Raw genomic sequence first — 19,745 nt, forward strand, 5'->3', positions numbered from 1 at the left:
GTATTGCTCGCAATCCCATCTTTTCCATGCGCAGCCAGGCCCACCCCAAGACGGGTCAAATCTCGACCTGGGTGCCCAGTTCGATCACGCGGTTCACCGGCAACTGGAAGTAACGCAGGCTGCTGTTGGCGTTCTTGTGCAGGAAGGCGAACAATCCTTCGCGCCAGAGCGACATGCCGAGGCCTTTGGTGGGTATCACCGTTTCGCGGCTGAGGAAGTAGGTGGTGCGCATGGGCGCGAAGTTCATCTCGTCGATGCGGCACTTCTGCAGGGCCTCCGGCACGTTGGGCTCCTCCATGAAGCCGAAGTGCAGTAGCACGCGGTAGAAACCGTCACCGTACGGCAATACTTCGAAGCGTCGGTCATCCTCGATGCGCGGGGTGTCCCCGGTTACCACCGTCAGCAGCACAACCTGCTCATGCAGCACCTGGTTGTGCAGCATGTTGTGCAGCAGCGCATGGGGGACGGCGTCCGGGCTGGCGCTGAGGAATATCGCCGTGCCCCCGACGCGATGCGGCGGCTGGATCCGGATGCTGTCGAGGAATCCTCGAAGCGGCAGCGCCGTCTCGTCCAGACGCTCGATCAGGATTTGCTTGCCGCTCTTCCAGGTGGTCATCAGCAGGAAGAGGATCACCCCCGCCACCACCGGGAAGGCGCCACCTTGGAAGATCTTGGGCACGTTGGCGCCGAAGAACAGCCCATCCACGACCAGTAACCCCAGCAGCAGCGGCACCGCCAGCCAGCGTGGCGCGCGCCACAACAGCAACATCACGGCCGAGACCAGCAGGGTGTCGATCAGCATGGTCGTGGTGACGGCCACGCCATAGGCCGCGGCCAGCGCGCCGGAAGAGCCGAAGCCGATCACCAGTAGCACGACGCAGGTCATCAACGCCCAATTCACCACGCCGATGTAGATTTGGCCCTGGGCGGCGCTGGATGTGTGCTGCACCTGCATCCGCGGGATGTAGCCCAGCTGTATCGCTTGCTGGCTCAACGAGAATGCGCCGGAGATCACCGCCTGGGAGGCGATGATCGTGGCCAGCGTCGCCAGCGCGATCATCGGCAGCAGCGCCCATTCCGGGGCCAACAGGTAGAAGGGGTTGCGGGCGGCGGCCGGATTCGACAGCAACAAGGCGCCCTGACCGAAATAGTTCAGCACCAGTCCGGGGAGGACCAGGGAGAACCAGGCCCTGGCAATGGGCTTGCGGCCGAAATGCCCCATGTCGGCATACAGGGCTTCAGCACCGGTAAGGGCCAGCACCACGGCGCCGAGGATGGTCACCCCGATGCCCGGGTGGGCCACGAAGAAGTTGAATGCCCACCACGGATTGACGGCCTGCAGCACCTCGGGCCGCTGCGAGATGCCGTGGATGCCGAGTACGCCCAGCACCACGAACCACAGCACCATCACCGGTCCGAAGAGGATGCCGATTCGCGCGGTTCCGTGCTTCTGGATCAGGAACAGGCCGATCAGCAGTACCACGGTGATTGGCACGACCCAATGACCAACGCCAGGCAGGGCGACGTCCAGGCCTTCGACTGCAGACAGCACGGAGATTGCCGGGGTGATCATGCTGTCGCCGTAGAACAGTGCCGTACCGAACAACCCCAGCAGGACCAGCAGCGCACTGAGCCTGGGATAGGCGGCGGTGGCGCGACGGGCCAGCGCGGTCAGCGCCATGACGCCGCCCTCGCCGCCGTTGTCGGCGCGCAGCATGAACAGCACATATTTCAGCGACACGACCCAGAGCAGGGACCAGAGGACCAGCGACAGGACCCCGAGCACGCCCGGCGCGTTGACCTCCACGCCATAGTGGCCGGCGAAGACTTCCTTGAGGGTGTACAGCGGACTGGTGCCGATATCGCCGTAGACCACGCCGGTGGCGGCGACGAGCAAGCCAAGGGATGACGAGTGGGCAGGAGAATGGGCCATCGGCTCCAGGACCTTCGAGCTCATCGATCAACTCCGGGGGAAATATTGGCGGCAAAGCGGGTGGAAGGTTGATGGCATCGAGGTCGGTCGCCGAGCTGAAGCGGGGGTGCGGCAAACTCGGATAGGCAGCCCGACCAGCCATGAACGGGCGTCAAGTATCCTGTGCGATTGGCGTTCCCGGCGTAAAAAAAGCGTAAAAAGATCGCGTGCAGCTGGCCGGTCAATGGCTCTCGATCAGCGGTCGTTAGTTGCAGATGGAAGCAACTTGTCAGCAGCAAACCGCTTTGTTAGGTTTTTTCTGTAGTCGGTCGAAAGATGTGGGAGGCGTGCCATGAGCGTGAACACGTTAGGCCTGATCATCGTCGGTTGCGCTTTCATCGGCAGCATCGGAATGGCCCTATGGGTCAACCGGCCAGCCATCAAACTATGGTGCGACAGGCATCATCTGCACTTCAGGCACTAGTGCCCGGCTTGAGGGGCTCGCTCCTACGGTCTAGATGAGCCCTGCGCGGGCATCATGTTTCGAACGCGGATCCTTACCCAGGCGAACTCATTCGTTGCGCCAGCAACTGGCGCCGCCGGGCTCCGGGCGTCATCGCGAACCAACGTCGGCAGGCGCGGTTGAACACGCTCTGCTCGCTGTAACCGAGCATGCCGGCGATCTGCGACATGGGGATGTCGCGCTCGGCCAGGTAGAAGTCGGCGCGATCACGGCGAATGCCTTCCACCAGGTCGTCGAACCGGCAGCCCAGTTCGGCGAGCTGGCGCTGCAGCGCCCGTTCGTGCAGGCCTATCTGCTCGGCGATCAGTGGCAGGCGGCATTGCTGGGTCGGCAGCATGCGCAGCACCAGGCGCTGGACCTGGTCCACCAGGTCGGACGAGCTCTGCAGATTGAAATGGCTGAGGTACTGCACCAGGGCGCGGTGCAGGTTCGGGTCCTGTTGCTCGATGCGCTGGTTCAGTTGCTGGTCGGTCAATACCAGTGCGTTGCAGCCCTGCCCGGTATACACCTCCGTCTGGAAGTAGCGGCGATAGCGAGCCGGCGGCAGCGGGCTGACGCCGGACAGGAGCACCGCCTTGGCGCTGAAATTGGCGCCGTACAGCAGCTTCATCGTGTTGTGCGCCACGCCCATGGCCAGCTCCACCATCTGCCGCTGCGGCATCGTCCCCGGCAGGAGCAGCCCGATCTCCAGGCGTGGGGCCTGCGGCTCGCTGCGGTCCAGATCGAGCTGGACACCGGAACTGTGATAGCCGATGAAGCGCACGATCTCCGCCAGGGCATGCCCGGCGGTCACCGCATTGCGGGCGATCACGGCGATGGGGCCGAGCACGTGCAGGTTCTGGTACTCGGCCATGCGCAGGCCGAAGTCGGCGCAGTCCAGCTCCTGGGCCGTGTACTCCAGCAGCCCGACCAGGGAGCGCAGCGGCACGCGGGCGTCCTCGTCGTCGAGCAACTCCGGGCGAACGCGGAAGCGCTCCAGGAGCGGGATGGGGTCCCGCCCGAGCTTGCTGACCAGCTCGCGGAATCCGGCGAAGGAAGTGGTTCTGATAAAGGGGTCCATGTCGGCAAAGATCAAATAATTGTCATCAAAGATCAATAACTCCCCGCAGGTTCCGCGAAGAATGCCCAGGCCCCCTCCTCCAGCCTGGAGCCCCCTATGGAATTCGACTACATCATCGTCGGTGCCGGTTCGGCCGGCTGCGTGCTCGCCAACCGTCTCAGCGCCGACCCGGCCGTTTCCGTATGCCTGCTCGAGGCGGGACCGGAAGACCGCTCGCCGCTGGTGCATGCGCCGGCCGGCATCGCCGCCATCCTGCCGACCCGCCACGTCAACTGGGCCTTCGACACCGTGCCACAGACGGGCCTCGCGGGGCGCATCGGCTACCAGCCGCGGGGCAAGGTGCTGGGCGGCAGCAGCTCGATCAACGGCATGATCTACATCCGCGGCCACCACAGCGACTTCGACGACTGGCAAGCCATGGGCAACCCCGGCTGGTCGTTCGCCGAGGTCCTGCCCTATTTCCGCAAGAGCGAGATGAATCATCGCGGCGCCTGCGACTTCCACGGCAAGGACGGCGAGCTGTATGTCGGCCAGATCGAGGCCCACGCCGCCACCCATGCCTTCATCGAAGCCGGACAGAAGGCCGGCCACCGCTACAACGCCGACTTCAACGGCGCCGAGCAGGAAGGGGTCGGCCAGTACGACGTGACCATTCGCGATGGCCGGCGCTGGAGCACGGCCACCGCCTTCCTCAAGCCGATCCGCGGCGAGCGCAAGAACCTCAGCGTGCTGACCGGCGCCCATGCCGAACGCATCCTGCTGCAGGGACGGCAGGCGACTGGCGTACAGGTCCGAATCAAGGGCAGCTCGATCACCCTCAAGGCGCGCAAGGAGGTGCTGCTCAGCGCTGGCGCCTTCGGCAGCCCGCACCTGCTGATGCTCTCGGGCATAGGTCCGGAGGCCGCACTCAAGCCCCACGGCGTCGCCGTCCAGCATGAGCTGCCCGGCGTCGGCCAGAACCTGCAGGATCACCCGGACGTGGTGCTCTGCTACAAGGGCACCGACAACTCCCTGCTGGGCTACTCCATTGGCGGCAGCCTGAAGATGGGCTCGGCGTTGGCCCAGTACCTGGCCCGCAGGCGCGGCCCGCTGGCCAGCAACTTCGCCGAGGGTGGCGCCTTCCTCAAGACCGACGCCGCGCTGTCGCGCCCGGACATCCAGCTGCATTCGGTGGTCAGCATGCTGGACGACCATAACCGCAAGCTGCATTGGGGCCATGGCTTCAGCTGCCACGTTTGCGTGCTGCGGCCGAAAAGCGTCGGCAGCGTCAGCCTGCACTCGGCCGACCCCAGCGCGCCGCCGCGTATCGACCCTAACTTCCTCGGCCACGACGACGATGTCCAGACCCTGCTCAAGGGCTACCGCATGGCGCGGGAAATCGTCGAACAGGCGCCCATGGCGCGTTTCGGCCTGAAGGATCTGTACAGCCACGGCCTGCATGGCGATGAGCAGCTGATCGAGGTGCTGCGCCAACGCACCGACTCGATCTACCACCCGGTAGGAACCTGCCGCATGGGCCACGACGAGAACGCCGTGGTGGACAGCCAGTTGCGCGTGCATGGCATCCAGGGGTTGCGGGTGGTCGACGCCTCGATCATGCCGACCCTGGTCGGCGGCAACACCAACGCCGCTTCGATCATGATCGCCGAGCGTACGGCGGAATGGATCGCACAGGCCTGATGGCCCCCTGCACCCAACCTCATCCAACAACAACGAGGATGCATGAGATGCACCGCTCCCTGAAATGCCTGACCTCGGCCGGGCTGGTCGCCGCCCTGCTTTCCGCCGCGGTGGCCCAGGCCGCCCCGGCTCCCGCCAAACCGGCCAGCGATGCCACCAGGGCCGCCAACCAGGCCGTGCTGGCTGCATTGCCATTCAGCGACAGGCAAGACTTCGAGAACGCCCAGCGCGGATTCATTGCCAAGCCGGAAACCCTGACCATCAAGGACGCTAGCGGCAAGGTGGTCTGGGACCTGGAGAGCTACAAGCAGTACATCGCCCTGGACCGGCCGGCGCCGGACTCGGTCAACCCCAGCCTGTGGCGCCATGCCCAGTTGAGCATGGAGTACGGGCTGTTCAAGGTGACCGATGGCATCTACCAGGTGCGTGGCTACGACGTCTCCAACATCACCTTCATCGAGGGCAAGACCGGCTGGATCGTCTTCGACCCCCTGCTCAGCCAGGAAACCGCCAAGGCCGCCTATGAGCTGGTGAGCCAGCACCTGGGCAAGAAACCGGTAGTGGCCGTGGTCTACAGCCACTCGCACATCGACCACTTCGGCGGCGTGCGCGGCATAGTAAACGAAGCCGACGTCAAGGCCGGCAAGGTGCGTATCGTCGCGCCCAAGGATTTCAGCGAACTCGCAGTCAGCGAAAACGTGATCGCCGGCAATGCCATGGCCCGCCGTGCGGTATACATGTTCGGCGCCTTGCTGCCGCGCAACCCGCAAGGCGGTGTCAACGCCGGGATGGGAGTTACCGTTTCCACCGGCACCACCACCCTGATCCAGCCTACCGACGAAATCGAGAAAACCGGCCAGGAACTGACCCTGGACGGGGTGAAGATGGTGTTCCAGATGACCCCGGGCACCGAGGCACCGGTGGAAATGCACACCTATTTCCCGGACGCCAAGGCCATGTGGATGGCCGAGAACACCACCAACAACATGCACAACCTCTACACCCTGCGCGGGGCCCAGGTGCGCGATGCGTTGCAGTGGTCGAAGTACCTCGGCGAAACCATCGACCTGTTCGGCGACAAGACCGAGGTGAAGTTCCAGAGCCACCACTGGCCGCTGTGGGGCCAGGCGCCGATCGACGACTACCTGAAAAAACAGCGCGCCATCTACAAGTACATCCACGACCAGTCGGTGCGCATGCTCAACCAAGGCATGAACGGCGAGGAGATCGCCGAAGCGATCAAGCTGCCGCCGGAGCTGGAATCCTTCTGGCCGGGGCGTGGCGTCTACGGCACCCTCAAGCACAATGCCAAGGCGGTCTACCAGCGTTACATGGGCTGGTACGACGCCAATCCGGCCAACCTCGACAAGCTGCCGCCGCAAGCAGCGGCGAAAAAGTACGTGGAATACATGGGCGGCTCGGCGGCGGTGCTGGCCAAGGCCAAGGCCGACTTCGCCAAGGGCGAGTATCGCTGGGTTGCCGAGGCAGCCAAGCAAGTGGTATTCGCCGAGCCGGACAATGTCGACGCGAAGAATCTGCTGGCCGATTCCTTCGAGCAGATGGGCTATCAGGCCGAATCCGGGCCCTGGCGCTCGGTCTACCTGCAGGGCGCGTATGAGCTGCGCAACGGCGTGCCCTCCGCCGGCGGCTCGGTTACCGCCAGCCCGGACGTGATCCGCGCCATGACCCCGGAAATGCTCTTCGACTACCTGGCCGTACGCCTCAACGGCGAGCGCGCCGCGGGCAAGAAGCTGGTGCTCAACTACCACTTCACCGACCTGGACAAGCGCTATGCCCTGACCGTCGAGAACGGCGTGCTCACCTACGTCGACAAGGCCGACGCCAAGGCCGACGTCGACCTGACCATGAGCAAGGCCACGCTGGAAGATATCCAGCTAGGCAAGGCGACCCTGGAGCAGAAGGTCGCGTCCGGCGAGCTGAAGTTCGACGGCCATCCGCAGGCCTTCGCCGAGTTCATGGGCCTGCTCGACAAGTTCGATTTCTGGTTCAACATCGCCACGCCATGAAGACCCGGAGCTTCCTGATCGGCACGCTGGCACTGTTGCTTTGCAGTGTCAGCGCGCCCAGCCTGGCCTGCGGTTACGACGGCATGGCGGTGGACCTGGCCACGGCGCACCCGGCTTCGCTGCCGGTTGCGCTAGCCATCTTCGATGCCTACGAAGCCAGGCTGTTGGCCAGGCCGATTCCGCTACAGGGCGGATTCGGCCTGCGCCGGGCACAGGTCATGCTCGACAAACTGCGCACCGCCCTCGCGCCCATCACCAAGGGTGACAGCTTCAGCCTGCTGCTGGTGGAGCCGGGGCTGTGGGCGCGCTTCGACGGCACCGGCGCGGAACTGCGGATGACCCTGCACGTACCCGCTCCCGCCGAGGGCGAAACCACCGTCATAACCGGCGAGGGCGTATTGCAGGCGCTGGTGCAGGGCAAGCTGGGTGTCGACCAGGCGCTGCAAGCCGGCCTGATCCAGGTGCTGGCCCCGGCGCTGCAAACCGAACGACTCACCAGCGCATTGCTCCAGGCCTTCCCTCGTCCCCCGCTCGCGGTCGCGGCGCCCTGACTCCAGCGTAGGGTGCGCCATGCGCACCGGGCATGGGTGCCGGAGGTTTTGGCCCACCGTATGGGCATGGGAGTTGGTGCGCACAGCGCACCCTACGGTCGTGGGCTTCTTCAGGAGGTGGCCTGTCGGATGGATGACGAGCCTCAGTCGCTCAGCCCCAGTTCCTTCGCCCGCAGGATCGCCTGGGTGCGGCGTTCGACGCCCAGCTTGGCGTTGATCCGCTGGGCATGGGTCTTCACTGTGTGCAGCGAGATGAACAGGGCGTCGGCGATCTGCTGGTTGGCATAGCCCTGGGCAATCAGCTTGAGCACCTCGAGCTCGCGCCGGGTAAGCAGTGCCACCGGTACGCCGCTCTCGCCGCCGGGTTCGCCCACCCACTGCGCCATCGCCGGGTTGCGCTGGAGGAAGGCCCGCTCGATGCTGACCAGGCCCAATTGCCGGGCCATGGCCAATACGTCCAACAGCACCTGCTTGGCCTGAGTCTGCCGGTTGGCGGCGTACAGTCCTTCGACCAGGACGAAGCCGGCTTCGCAAGCCAGCAACCGGCGGCCTTCGTCAAGCGCGGTGTCCTTGATGGCCGCGAGGCTTTTCAACGCTTCCGCCAACTCGCCGCCGGCCAGCTGGGCCTGGGCCAGCAGCAGGCGCAGCCGTACATTCAGTTCCGGAGCGCCGAATGGCGGCAGCTGGGTGAATTCGCCAAGCTGCTTGCGCAGTACCTTTTCGACATGGGCATGGCGCCCCTGGCTCAGCCAGAGTTTCGCCTTGGTCAGCAGAACCAGCCCCTGGTAGAGCTGCCCGCTGATATGGCTGTAGTGCATCAGGCGCTCGGCGTCGTCGATGCGCGCGAACGCGCCCGCAAGATCACCGTGTAGGGCTTCCAGCTCGGCCAACCCCAGATAGCCCCAGGTCGCCGCCGGATCGGCGCACTGCTGGCACTCCTGGACACCGGACTCGAAGGCGGCCGCCGCCTCTTCGTAATTGCCGCGCTGCGCCAACAGGCTGGCGCGAAGCAACTGGGTACGCCCACGGATCGGATTGGGCTCCGCGCCCCAGGCGTCGGTCAGCTCCGCACGCAGGCGGGTGACCAGGGACTCCGCGCGCAGCAACTCGCCGCGGATCTCCAACAGCTTCACGTGCTCGAGTGCCAGGACGCATTCGATGGGCAGGCTGCCATGTTCACGCGCTTGCTTGATGGCCTTGCGATTGAGGTCCTGCGCCAGGTCGAAGTCACCGTCGATCAGTGCCTGCTCGACTTGCAGCACGCAACACAGCAGACGCTGTCCCCAGGCCCGCTCCGGCAGCTCGTCGATGGCCTCGGCCACCAGCGGATGCGCCCGCTCGGCATCGCCATGGTGAAAAGCCAGTTTGCCCGCCAGGGCCTTCCACTGGGCGACCAGCTCGAACTGCCTGCGGGCATCGGGCTGGGGCAGGAAGCGACCGAGCGTATCGACGAAATGCTGCGCCTCTTCGAGCCTGCCGCTGAGCAGCAGGATCCAGGCGTTGACCAGCGTCAGGCGTGGTGTGGCGGCCTGCATCGACAAGGGCAGCGCGCGTCGCGCCTCCAGCAGCAGGGCAATCCCACTGCCTTGCAGGAGCCGGTCCTGGGTATAGCGCTCCATCAGGCTGGCGGCCACCTCCGGCTGCTCCGCCTTGAACGCGTACTCCAGCGCCGCGCCTATCTGCTCCTGGCTCACGCACCATTGGCAGGCCTTGCGGAACAGGGACTTGGCCATGCTGTCGGGCAATTGCCCGGCCAGCAGCGGCGCGAACGCACGCTGGACCCGCTGGAGCTGACCCTGCTGGTCGACCGCCTCGATGAACAGGCCGCAGGCCGTCAGCTGATCGAGCAGCTGACCGCCCTCGCCTACTCCCAGCAACTGCTCGCACAGGTCGCGATCGAACTGCGGGAACCGGGCCAGGGCATAAAGCCCCAGCCGCCACTCCTCGGGCAGCTCGTCGAGCACTTCGCGTTTCAGGTACTCCAGCACCAGTGCATTGCCGGAATCGGCCGGGAGCGGCTGGCCTGGCTTGAGCCCGAGCAGCCGCAGGCAAAGCCCCGCGCACCACCCTTGCGATTGCTCCAGCAGCCCCAGGATCGCTGGCCGGGACCAGTGCTGCTCGGCCCGTTGCAACAGCCCCGCCAGCTCGCTTTCGCAGAAAGCCAGTTCGTGGCTGCCCAGCTCGAACAACTCTCCATCCAGCAGCAGGCGGGCGAGCTGCAGTTGCGGCCGACGGCGGCTGGCGATCCACCAATGCACGCGGTACGGGGAACAGAGGATGAGCTCGTTCAGCGCCTGGTCCAGTTCGGCATCGGGAAAGCGCGGGTAGTCGTCGAGCACCAGCCAGCAAGGGCGCTCGCCGCTGTCGAGGCACTGCTTGATAGCCTCGACCTCCACTGTCGCCAGGCCAAGCGCATGCGCCAGGCGCTGTAGGAATGCCTCGGCACCGAGGCGTTGGCCACGCAAGTCGAGATGGACGAGCTGGGTATCGGCAGGACACTGCCGCATGCACTCGCTGAGCAGCACGCTCTTGCCACTGCCGGCCGGCGCACAGAGCAGGCGCAAGCGGCAATCGGCTTCCAGCAGGGCGTCACGCAGGCGTGGACGGGGGACGTGGCGCGGCGGCAGGCGAGGCAGGTCGGGATGCACTGGCGGTTGTGCCATGGACACATTCGCTTCTTGTTCGATGATGTCGCCATCCTTGCAGAGCCAGATGCCATCGTGCAATTGCTCGGACCTCAATTGGAAAGTTGTTCGCGGAATGCTGGGGCGCCTAGCAGAGCTGCCCTCTCCCCCGGCCCCCGCCCTGCGCCCCGGCCTGATCGCTTCGCGCTCAGTCGCTCATCGGCACCGAAAGCGATGCTTCCGAAAAGCGTGCCTCTTCGCCCCGCAAGCGGTAGAGGGGTGACTCGAGCCAGACGCGATGAACTCATTCTGATGCCAACTCGTTGCCTTCAAGCCCGTATAGAAGGTGGGGCAGCGATTTCGCCCCTTCAGGAGACCGAGTGGAATCGTTGCGCGGGGGGACGAGCGGCATGGATGCCGCGAGAGGCGTGTAGGGCCATGGATGGCCCTTCGCGCCGGGCCCCCGGAGCGACGATGGAGGGAGGGAACCCCGGCGAAGCCGGGGCCGGATGCTGGGGCAAGTTTTTTGGTTCCTTTTCACGGGGCCGGCCATCCGGCGATTGGAAAAGGGACTCGCCTGGGAAGGCGAAACAGAAACCCGAAACCTGCTCGGCAATGAGCCAGACCATCCGACTTCAAGCCCCATCCCGATCCAGACAAAAAAAGCGGCCCCGAAGGGCCGCAAAACACACGGAGTATCACAACTCAACGAATACCGGCCTGCCGCAGCGCCGCCGGGGTATAGGCCGAAGCCGAAGCCTTGGCGCCGAACTCGTAGCTCTGCTTTTCCTCGTTCTTCAAGCCCAGCACCGAGTAGCGGCCGGAGATCAGGTCATACAGCGCCTCGGCGGTATAGCCCGGCACCTGCTTGTGGTAGTACTGTTGGGCATGCCCTTCACCTACGCGCCAGAGTTGGCCACGACCGTCGTAATGGTCGACCTCGGCCAACTGCCAGGTGTCCTCGTCGAAGTACATATGGCGGGTGGCATAGATGTGGCGCTCGCCGGTCTTCAGCTTGGCCACCACTTCCCAGACGCGGTGCAGCTCATAACGGGTCAGGTCCTGGTTGATATGGCCTGCCTGAATGATGTCGCCGTACTTCAGCTTCGGATCATCCAGCCGGTAGCTGTTGTAGGGGATGTACATCTCTTTCTTGCCCACCAACTCCCAGCTGTAACGGTCCGGAGCGCCGTTGAACATGTCGTAGTTGTCCGAGGTGGCCAGACCGTCGGCGGCAGTCGCCGGACCGTCGTAGGCCACCTGGGGCGCACGGCGTACGCGGCGCTGGCCGGCGTTGTAGAGCCAGGCCAGGCGCGGCTCCTTGACCTGGTCGATGGTCTCGTGCACCAGCAACACGTTACCGGCCAGGCGCGCCGGAGCAGTCACGTTCTGGATGAAGAAGAACAGCACGTTTTCCGCCTTGCTCTTGTCCATGTCCGGCAGGTCGGCGGGATATGACACTTCGTCGGTGAACTGGACCATGCTGAACGCGCCGTTGGCCTGCGGTTGCACGCGGGTCATGTAGCGCTTGATGTTGCCGCCGCGATAGCGCGTGCTGTGGTTCCACACCACCTCGACGCCGCTCTTGGGAATCGGGAAGGCGTAGTAGCGGCTGTCGCTGAAGTCCTTCAGGCCGTTGCCGCCGTCGACGCCTTCGGTATTCAGCGCGCTGGTCCTGGCCGCGGCGTAGATGTTGTCCGGCAGCGCCGCGGTCCGGTGGGTCGGGTAAACCGGGATCTTGTAGGTGTCGGGATAGCGCTTGAACATCGCCAGCTGGCCGGCGGACAGCTTGTCCTTGTACTGCCCGGCGTTCTGCGCGGTGATGGTGAACAGCGGTTTCTCGCTGGCGAAGGGGTCCGACAGGAAGCCCTTGGAGTCGACGGTGCCGGCATTCTGCGGCAGGCCACCGGTCCACGCGGGGATGCTGCCATCGGCATTGGCGGCCTTCTCGGCACCCATCGGGGTCAGGCTGGTGCCCAGCTTGGCGGCTTCATCAGGAGACACCTTGGCCATGACACTGGTGGCCAGCAGGGACAGCGCCAGGGCGCCGGTTTTCAGCAGGGTCGTTGTTGTTTTCATGCGCATGTCGTCCTCAGGCTTGCAGGCCGCTTAGAAGTTCACGCCGACGCTGAACGCGAGGAAATCGCGGTCGATCGAAGTGTTGTATTGGCCACCGAAGAAATCGGTGTAGGCGAGGCTGGCGGTGTAGGTGTTCTGGTACTCGGCATCCAGGCCCAGACTGACGGCCTTGGCGTCTTCGGTGAACAGGCCGTTCGGGCCATAGCCATCGACGTCATGGGACCAGGCCACGCTCGGCTTCAGGTTGATTCCGGCGAATACGTTGTTGTAGTCCCAGATGGCGCGCGCGCGGTAACCCCAGGCGGTGCTGGTGACGAAGCCGTCGTCTTCGCAGTACTTGCTGACGTTCTCCGCGTTCGGGTTGCCCAGGGTGCTGGCGTTCAGGGCCGAGCAGGTGCCGTTCGGCAGCGGACCGGGGCCGAACACCGGATCACGCCCGTAACGGGCCTTGCTGGTGCTTTCCAGGCCACCGGTATGGACCACGCCGATCTCTCCCACCAGGGTCAGGCGGCTGGCGCCCATGACCTGGTCGAAGAAGTGGGTGAAGGTGGTCTGGAACTGGGTGAGTTCCTTGCGGCGATAGCCGTGGGTGTCCTGGCCAGCCCGGCCGTTGAGCACGGAGGCGTTGTCGAAGGGACGAACAGCGCCGCCCAGCACGATGTCGTTCAGACCCGCGAACAGGATGTCGGTGGTGTTCAGCTGGACCGGTGCATTCGGCCGGTAGCTGACCTCGCCGCTCCACGCCGTACCGGTGGGCAGGGTGGTGGAGAAGCTCAGGCCGAACAGGTGGATGTCTTCCGGATACTCGACGAAGTAGCTGGAGTTGCCGGCGGTGGCGGCGGCGGCCAGGCGGGCTGCGGTGCCGGCACCGACCAGGGGGATCAGTCTGGTGGCGGTGGCGTTGATCTGGTTCTGCGCCGCAACCGAGGCACCGCTGCCGCTGAACACTGGCAGTCGGCTGTGGTAATTCAGGTAGTAGGCACCGAATTCGGTATCCAGCTCCTCGGCGAAGTAGCGCATCGCCAGGCCATACTGGCCATCGTTGTCGGCATCGCGGTCGCCGGCGCGCGGGACGACGATGCCTTCATTGAAGGGAGACGGCGTCACGCCCACGCCGGCCGGCCCGAAAATGCCGTTGATGGCGCCAATCTGGGCTGGGTTGTTGGTCAGCACCGCCAGGTTCTGGTCGCAGCCATCGGCGATCACGTCCGGCTGGGCAAAGAAGGTGCCGCAGTTGTCGACGACCGTCTGGTCCCACTCCAGCTGGTAGAAGGCTTCGGCCGAGAGGTTGTCGCTCAGGCTCTGCGACACATAGAACATGTTGACCGGGATCAGGCCTTCCTTGAGCTCGGCGCCCGGACGACGGAAGGCGGACACGTCGATCGGGTTGATCGAGTTGATGCTGTTGCCGATGAAGGTGCTTTCACCCCAGCTCACCACCTGCTTGCCCAGGCGCACGCTGCCCGGCAGGTCGGCTAGTTGATAGTTGTGGTAGACGAAGGCGTCGAGCAGCTCGGCCCCGGAAGACTGGGCGCCCTCCTTGCGATTGTGGTCGTCGATGTCCTTGAACAGGCGGTGCTCGTCCTTCAGCTCGAAGTCGTACCAGTACTTTCCCCGGACGAACATGCCGGTATCGCCGTACTTGAGTTCGAGGTCGTGGATGCCCTTGAAGATCTTCGAGAAGGTCTCGCCCTTCTTGAAGTTCAGACGCGAGTCGTCGGAGGTCTGCGACAGGCCATCGCCACCGTTGTTCACGCCGATCAGGTCCTTGTCGGCCCCGCGCATAGACCAGCTGGCCCCCACGGACAGCGAGGAGTCGAACTGCCCCTCGATTTCACCGACGTTGAAGTTCACTGCTTCGGCCGGAGCCGCGATACAGAACGCGATGGCTATGGCCAGCGCATGAGGGCGGAAAGCGTTGAGGGCTATTTTTGTTGTCATTTGGCCTTTCCCAGGTGGACTACTGCTCGGTGGCCAAAGCTAATCAATCCCCTCCGCGGCGGTAACGGACGAAGTAGTGATTTTAAAAGTCATCCCTAAGAGTGACGTCGAGGGTCCCGGAGAGGGACCACGGCCAGTTCCACGATCGCCTGGCGACGTCCGGCAGGCGACAAGCGTTCCCGGGGGCCGAATACCCGGCAGCTGTTTCCACGGGTAGCAGTCGGCCGTACCAGAGGGCGTCGGGTTCTGTGCGGTGCCTTTTGCAGAATGATCTATAACCAATAGGTCACGGTCCGGGATGGAGTCGTCGATGGCTGAGCCAGGCAAGAAAATGACCCTCACCGGGCTGACCACCCTGGTCGCGGTGAATATGATGGGCTCCGGCATCATCATGCTGCCCACCAACATGGCCCAGCTCGGCGCCGTGTCGCTGCTGTCCTGGATCTTCACCGCCATCGGCTCCATGGCCATTGCCTACTGCTTCGCCCAGTGCGGCATCTTCTGCACGCGATCCGGCGGCTTGTCCGCCTATACCGAAGAGGCGCACGCGAAGTCCGGGTTCTTCCTCTGCTCCTACCTGTACTTCATCTCGCTGGCCATCGCCAATGTGGCCGTCGCCATTTCCGCGGTTGGCTATATGACCGCGTTCATTCCCTGGCTCGGCAGCGGCGCGATTCCGCTCTGCGTCGGTACCATCGGCCTGGTCTGGTTGACCATCCTGGCCAACTTCGGCGGCCCGAGCGCTACCGGCAGGATCGGCGCGATAACCGTATGGGGCGTGATCATTCCAGTGGCGGGCCTGAGCCTGATCGGCTGGTTCTGGTTCGACCCGGCCATCCTTATCGCGGCCTGGAACCCGAACGACCTGCCGGTTTCGGAGGCTATCGCCAAGACCATTCCCCTGACCCTCTGGGCGTTCCTCGGCATGGAGTCCGCGGCGCAAGCCACCGATGCGGTGGAAAATCCCAAGCGCAACGTGCCGCTGGCCTGCCTCTTCGGGACCCTGGGCGCCGCAGTGGTGTACGTGCTGTCGACCACGGTGATCCAGGGCATAGTTCCCAATGCCGAGCTGGCCAACTCCTCGGCGCCCTTCGCCTATGTCTACGCGCAGATGTTCAACCCCACCATCGGCAACATCATCATGGCCCTGGCGGTGATGGCCTGCATCGGCTCCCTGCTGGGCTGGCAGTTCACTCTGGCGCAAACGGCCAAGATGACCGCCGACCAGGACATGTTCCCGGACCTGTTCAGCAAGGCCAGTCGCCTGGGCGCACCGATCTTCGGCATGATCGTCTGCGGCATATTGCAGACACTGATGGCCCTGTCGACCATCTCGCCGAACGCCAGCGAACAGTTCGGCAAGCTGGTCAGCCTGGCCGCGGTGACCAACCTGATCCCCTACGTCACGGCGCTGACCGGGCTCCTGGTGATCATGTACAAGGCCGGAGTCGGCCCGGTGATCTACACCCGCAATACCCTGGTGCTGGTGGTGGCCCTGTGCTACTCGTTCTACGCCCTCTACGCCTGCGGCATGGAGGCGGTGTTCGGCGGCACCCTGGTGCTGGCGGTCGGCTACCTGTTCTATGGCGTCATCGCCAAGCGCTTTGCCAGTGAAACGCGAGCTGGTCCGGGAAGCGATGACATGTCCTCGCCTGAAAAGACAGCCTGATGCAGGGAACAGGACATGAACGCACGCTCGCCATCCACCATTCGCATGTTGCTCACCGGCGCGCTCACCCTTCTGCCATTGCTGGCGGGCGCCGACACCTTGGAGCGGGTGCGCAGCATCAATGCGCTCACTCTCGGTTATGTGCAGGATTTCGCGCCGTTCAGCAGCCTGGAAGGCGACAAACCCGTTGGCTATGCCATTGCGCTGTGCCTGAAGATCGCCGAGCGGCTGAAGGAGGACCTGGACCTGCCCAACCTGCAGGTGCGCTATCGGGCCGTGACGCTTGACAGCGAGGTGAGTGCCGTCAGCTCGGGAGAGGTCGACATTGTCTGCACGCCGACGCCAGAGACGCTGGAAAACCGCAAGCGCGTGAGCTATTCCATCCCTGTCTACACTGCAGGCCTCTCGGCCATGGTGCGCCGCGACGCCCCTGAATCCCTGTTACGGGCGCTCAATGGCGAGGAGGTGCATAGCGGGCCGACCTGGCGCGCGACCGTCAACCGCGGACTGGCCAACCAGACCATCGCCGTCCTCGCAGGCGGCGTCAGCGAGGACTGGGTACGCAACAAGATGAAGATGCTCGGCGTGCTGACCACGCTGGTTACGGTCGACAGTATCGCCGCCGGCGTGGATGCGGTCGCCACGGGGAAGGCCGGTACCTTTATTTCCGAACGCATGCTCCTGCAGCACCAGGTGGACAAGAGCAAGGACGCCGCCAACCTGATGGTAGTGCCCCGCCTCTTCGAGTTCGCCCCGGCGTCGATGATCGTCGCACGTGGCGACGAAGACTTCCGTCTGCTGGTGGACACCGTCCTGAGCGAAATGTACCGCTCCGGCGAGATCGAAAAAGCCCATGCCACCTACCTGGGAGGCGCTCGCGGCACGTCCAGGCTGCTGTTCAAGGTCTATGGATTGCCCTGAGACCTCGCCGCGGCCATGGCTCGAACGATACCGCTGCTAGACTTCAGCGCACGGGCCGGAGCACCGCAGATCAAGGCGGTAATGACGATTTTTGATTTCCATCATTGGACCTGAGGCCATCAGCATTCCGCTTTTTTCCATATCCATGGATCACCGTTGAGGGAAGCATTTCATGCTTGATTACTTCGCCCTGGGCTTGCTGTTTTTCGTCGGGATAGTGTTGTTCTACGGGATCATCGTGTTGCACGACATCCCCTATGAAATCGCCGTGCACCGCAACCACCCACACCAGGATGCGATCCATGCCACCGGCTGGGTCAGCCTGTTCACCCTGCACGCGCTCTGGCCCTTCCTGTGGATCTGGGCCATGGCCTATCGCGAGGACCGGGGTTGGGGCTTCAGTGACGGCAAGCCTGCGCAGGTCCATGTGGCCCATCTCGAACAACAGATGGCGGAAGTACTCCAGCGCCTGGAGCGGCTCGAAGGCCAGCGGGGCACCCCGCAACAGCCGGCTCCTCCGGCCAGGGAAGAGGACGTCTGACCATGGATCTCCTGCTCATCCTCACCTACACCGCCCTCTGCGTCGCCATCTTCAAGATCTTCCGCATCCCGTTGAACAAGTGGTCGGTGCCCACCGCCGTGCTCGGCGGGGTGGTGCTGATCGGCGCGCTGATCTTCACCATGAACTACAACCACCCCTACTCGGAGGTGGCCCGCAGCTATTTCGTCTCGGTTCCGGTGATTCCGGTGGTGACCGGCCAGGTGATAGACGTACCGGTACAGGGCAACCAACCGCTGGAAAAGGGCGACGTCCTGTTCCGCATCGACCCGACGCCCTTCGAGAACCGGGTCAAGTCCCTCAAGGCCCAGCTGGTTTCGGCCAAGGCCGACCAGTTCCGTGCCCGCGAGCTGGCCGCGCGTAACGTCGGCAATCGAAGGGATGTGGACATCACCACGGCACGGGTGGATGACCTGCAGGCGCAACTGAATATCGCCCAGTTCGAACTGGACAACACCGTGGTACGGGCGCCGAGCAAGGGCTTCGTCACCCATGTTTCGCTGCGCCCCGGGATGATGGCGACCAGGTTGCCATTACGCCCATCGATGGTTTTCATTCCGGACGAAGGCCACTACTTCACCGCCTGGATGCGGCAGAACAGCCAGCTGCGCCTGACTCCCGGCGACGAGGCCGAGGTGGCCTTCGACGGCATTCCCGGCAAGGTGTTCAGCGGCAAGGTGAAACAGGTGATCGGGGTGATCGGCGAAGGCCAGGTGCAGCCTTCTGGCACCCTGATCAGCTACACGGGCTCGCCACCGCCAGGCCGGGTGCCGGTGATCATCGAGATCACCGATCCCGCCTTCGAACCCTACAGCAAGCTGATGCCGGGTGGCGCCTACGGCCAGGCGGCGCTCTACAGCAAGCATTTCCACCATGTCGCGGTGATGCGCAAGATCCTCCTGCGCATGGCGGCCTGGATGAACTACATCTTCCCGTTCCACTGAGTACACGGGCGGCCTGAATGAAGCCTTCCAGGCCGCCCCCGCGGGCGGACACCGCCTTGATCCCTACGGCGGCTCCACGCCCGCCATACAAGAATCGCGTTCCCGCCGCCTGCCCGGTTGCATCACAAGGAGAAGCCAGATGTCACTCACCCCCCTCACGGAACGAATGCTGTCCCGTGGCCTGCTCGATGTCCTGATCCGCGCCGGACTGATCGCAGTGCTGGTCATCTTCTGCTTCCAGATCTTCAACCCCTTCCTCGACCTGATGCTCTGGTCGGTGATCCTGGCCATCACCCTCTATCCCCTGCACCGCCTTCTGAAAGCGAAGCTGGGCGATAGCGACGGCCGTGCGGCAACCCTGATAGTGGTGGTCGCGCTGATTATCCTGATGGTGCCGGCCTACCTGCTGGCCGACTCGATAGCCGAGTCCGTGGACCATGCCCTGACCGTCGTCAAGGAAGGCAGCTTCCATATCCCACCGCCGACTGAGAAGGTGGCCACCTTGCCGCTGGTGGGGCCGACCCTGCACGATTTCTGGCTGCAGGCTTCCACCGACTTGACCAGCCTGCTGCGCAAGGTCCTGCCCCACCTGAAAGGCATCAGCCTGAACCTGCTGGGCAAGCTGGCGGGTGTCGGCGTGGGCTTCCTGATGTTCGTCGCCGCCCTGATCATCGCTGGCGTCATCATGGCTTACGGCGACAATGGCAGCCGCAGCGCAGTACAGATCGCCACGCGCATCTCCGGCCCGGTCCGGGGACCGAATATCGCCGTACTGTGCACCGCCACCATCCGCGCCGTTGCCCAGGGCGTGGTCGGCATCGCCTTCATCCAGATGCTGCTGGTCGGGGTCGGCTTCGTCGCCATGGGGATTCCGGGCGCCGGCCTGTTGGCCCTGGCCGCCCTGCTACTCGGCATCATGCAGCTGCCGGTCGTGCTGATTTCGCTGCCGGTGATCGCCTACGTCTTCGCCACCGAAGGTACGACTGCAGCGAGCATCATCTTCGCCATCTACAGCCTCGTCGCCGGCATGTCCGATAACGTGCTGAAACCGCTACTGCTTGGCCGCGGGGTGGACGTACCCATGCCGGTGATCCTCATCGGCGCCCTGGGCGGCATGGTCACCAGCGGCTTCATCGGCCTGTTCATCGGCCCGGTGGTGCTGGCGGTCGGCTATCAGCTGTTCTGGCAGTGGGTGGAAAACCCGCAGGAGGAAGTGCAACCCGGCCAACCGCCGCAGACCTGATGCAGCTCACCC

General features: G+C 64.4%; 13 protein-coding genes. 8 read left to right on the forward strand and 5 right to left on the reverse strand.

Annotation, left to right across the window (positions count from 1 at the left end; genetic code table 11):
- Window positions 1-55 precede the first annotated feature (55 nt).
- Together E8F12_RS28465 and E8F12_RS28470 are read right to left on the reverse strand one after the other, a co-directional pair.
- Window positions 56-1,957: a potassium transporter Kup gene (locus tag E8F12_RS28465; RefSeq protein ID WP_280328562.1), complete on the reverse strand. Its 1,902-nt coding sequence runs from the start codon at window positions 1,955-1,957 to the stop codon at window positions 56-58.
- A gap of 512 nt (window positions 1,958-2,469) precedes the next feature.
- Entirely contained in the window at window positions 2,470-3,510 is a 1,041-nt protein-coding gene (locus tag E8F12_RS28470) for an AraC family transcriptional regulator (protein ID WP_280328563.1), read from the reverse strand.
- 81 nt (window positions 3,511-3,591) lie between these two features.
- Between E8F12_RS28470 and E8F12_RS28475 the strand changes: the two genes are divergently transcribed.
- Genes E8F12_RS28475 through E8F12_RS28485 form a run of 3 tightly spaced genes read left to right on the forward strand, consistent with a single transcriptional unit; the run spans window position 3,592 to window position 7,753 of the window.
- Entirely contained in the window at window positions 3,592-5,175 is a 1,584-nt protein-coding gene (locus E8F12_RS28475; protein ID WP_280328564.1) for a choline dehydrogenase, read from the forward strand.
- Between the two features lie 47 nt (window positions 5,176-5,222).
- Complete coding sequence (locus E8F12_RS28480; protein ID WP_280328565.1) at window positions 5,223-7,202, forward strand: alkyl sulfatase dimerization domain-containing protein; 1,980 nt, start codon at window positions 5,223-5,225, stop codon at window positions 7,200-7,202.
- A complete protein-coding gene (locus E8F12_RS28485; protein ID WP_280328566.1) occupies window positions 7,199-7,753 on the forward strand; it encodes a hypothetical protein in 555 nt (184 codons plus the stop codon). The genes E8F12_RS28480 and E8F12_RS28485 overlap by 4 nt, the downstream gene beginning before the upstream one ends.
- Window positions 7,754-7,896: 143 nt before the next feature.
- Here E8F12_RS28485 and E8F12_RS28490 read toward each other — a convergent pair whose 3' ends face one another.
- From E8F12_RS28490 to E8F12_RS28500, 3 genes are all read right to left on the reverse strand, one after another.
- Complete coding sequence (locus E8F12_RS28490) at window positions 7,897-10,479, reverse strand: LuxR C-terminal-related transcriptional regulator (RefSeq protein ID WP_280328567.1); 2,583 nt, start codon at window positions 10,477-10,479, stop codon at window positions 7,897-7,899.
- Window positions 10,480-11,082: 603 nt separating this feature from the next.
- Entirely contained in the window at window positions 11,083-12,456 is a 1,374-nt protein-coding gene (locus E8F12_RS28495) for a DUF1329 domain-containing protein (protein ID WP_280328568.1), read from the reverse strand.
- Window positions 12,457-12,486: 30 nt separating this feature from the next.
- On the reverse strand, window positions 12,487-14,397 hold the full coding sequence (locus E8F12_RS28500) for a DUF1302 domain-containing protein (protein WP_280328569.1): 1,911 nt from the start codon (window positions 14,395-14,397) through the stop codon (window positions 12,487-12,489).
- A 310-nt stretch (window positions 14,398-14,707) separates the two neighbouring features.
- Here E8F12_RS28500 and potE point away from each other — a divergent pair, with 310 nt between their 5' ends.
- The 5 genes from potE (at window position 14,708) to E8F12_RS28525 (ending at window position 19,733) form a co-directional block, all read left to right on the forward strand.
- Window positions 14,708-16,066: a putrescine-ornithine antiporter gene (potE, locus tag E8F12_RS28505; RefSeq protein ID WP_280328570.1), complete on the forward strand. Its 1,359-nt coding sequence runs from the start codon at window positions 14,708-14,710 to the stop codon at window positions 16,064-16,066.
- Between the two features lie 15 nt (window positions 16,067-16,081).
- A complete protein-coding gene (locus E8F12_RS28510) occupies window positions 16,082-16,987 on the forward strand; it encodes an amino acid ABC transporter substrate-binding protein (RefSeq protein WP_280328571.1) in 906 nt (301 codons plus the stop codon).
- Between the two features lie 172 nt (window positions 16,988-17,159).
- Complete coding sequence (locus tag E8F12_RS28515) at window positions 17,160-17,528, forward strand: DUF3302 domain-containing protein (protein ID WP_280328572.1); 369 nt, start codon at window positions 17,160-17,162, stop codon at window positions 17,526-17,528.
- 2 nt (window positions 17,529-17,530) lie between these two features.
- Window positions 17,531-18,490: a biotin/lipoyl-binding protein gene (locus E8F12_RS28520; RefSeq protein ID WP_280328573.1), complete on the forward strand. Its 960-nt coding sequence runs from the start codon at window positions 17,531-17,533 to the stop codon at window positions 18,488-18,490.
- 139 nt (window positions 18,491-18,629) lie between these two features.
- Complete coding sequence (locus E8F12_RS28525; RefSeq protein ID WP_280328574.1) at window positions 18,630-19,733, forward strand: AI-2E family transporter; 1,104 nt, start codon at window positions 18,630-18,632, stop codon at window positions 19,731-19,733.
- The last annotated feature ends 12 nt before the right edge of the window (window positions 19,734-19,745 follow it).

The organism is Pseudomonas sp. BN102, assembly GCF_029871245.1.
Classification (GTDB): domain Bacteria; phylum Pseudomonadota; class Gammaproteobacteria; order Pseudomonadales; family Pseudomonadaceae; genus Metapseudomonas.

Coding starts and splice junctions, on each gene's coding strand:
- E8F12_RS28475 (WP_280328564.1), top strand. CDS start 3,592: ATGGAATTCGACTACATCATCGTCGGTGCCGGTTCGGCCGGCTGCGTG.
- E8F12_RS28480 (WP_280328565.1), top strand. CDS start 5,223: ATGCACCGCTCCCTGAAATGCCTGACCTCGGCCGGGCTGGTCGCCGCC.
- E8F12_RS28485 (WP_280328566.1), top strand. CDS start 7,199: ATGAAGACCCGGAGCTTCCTGATCGGCACGCTGGCACTGTTGCTTTGC.
- E8F12_RS28500 (WP_280328569.1), bottom strand. CDS start 14,397: ATGACAACAAAAATAGCCCTCAACGCTTTCCGCCCTCATGCGCTGGCC.
- E8F12_RS28510 (WP_280328571.1), top strand. CDS start 16,082: ATGAACGCACGCTCGCCATCCACCATTCGCATGTTGCTCACCGGCGCG.
- E8F12_RS28465 (WP_280328562.1), bottom strand. CDS start 1,957: ATGAGCTCGAAGGTCCTGGAGCCGATGGCCCATTCTCCTGCCCACTCG.
- E8F12_RS28520 (WP_280328573.1), top strand. CDS start 17,531: ATGGATCTCCTGCTCATCCTCACCTACACCGCCCTCTGCGTCGCCATC.
- E8F12_RS28525 (WP_280328574.1), top strand. CDS start 18,630: ATGTCACTCACCCCCCTCACGGAACGAATGCTGTCCCGTGGCCTGCTC.
- E8F12_RS28515 (WP_280328572.1), top strand. CDS start 17,160: ATGCTTGATTACTTCGCCCTGGGCTTGCTGTTTTTCGTCGGGATAGTG.
- potE (WP_280328570.1), top strand. CDS start 14,708: ATGGCTGAGCCAGGCAAGAAAATGACCCTCACCGGGCTGACCACCCTG.
- E8F12_RS28495 (WP_280328568.1), bottom strand. CDS start 12,456: ATGAAAACAACAACGACCCTGCTGAAAACCGGCGCCCTGGCGCTGTCC.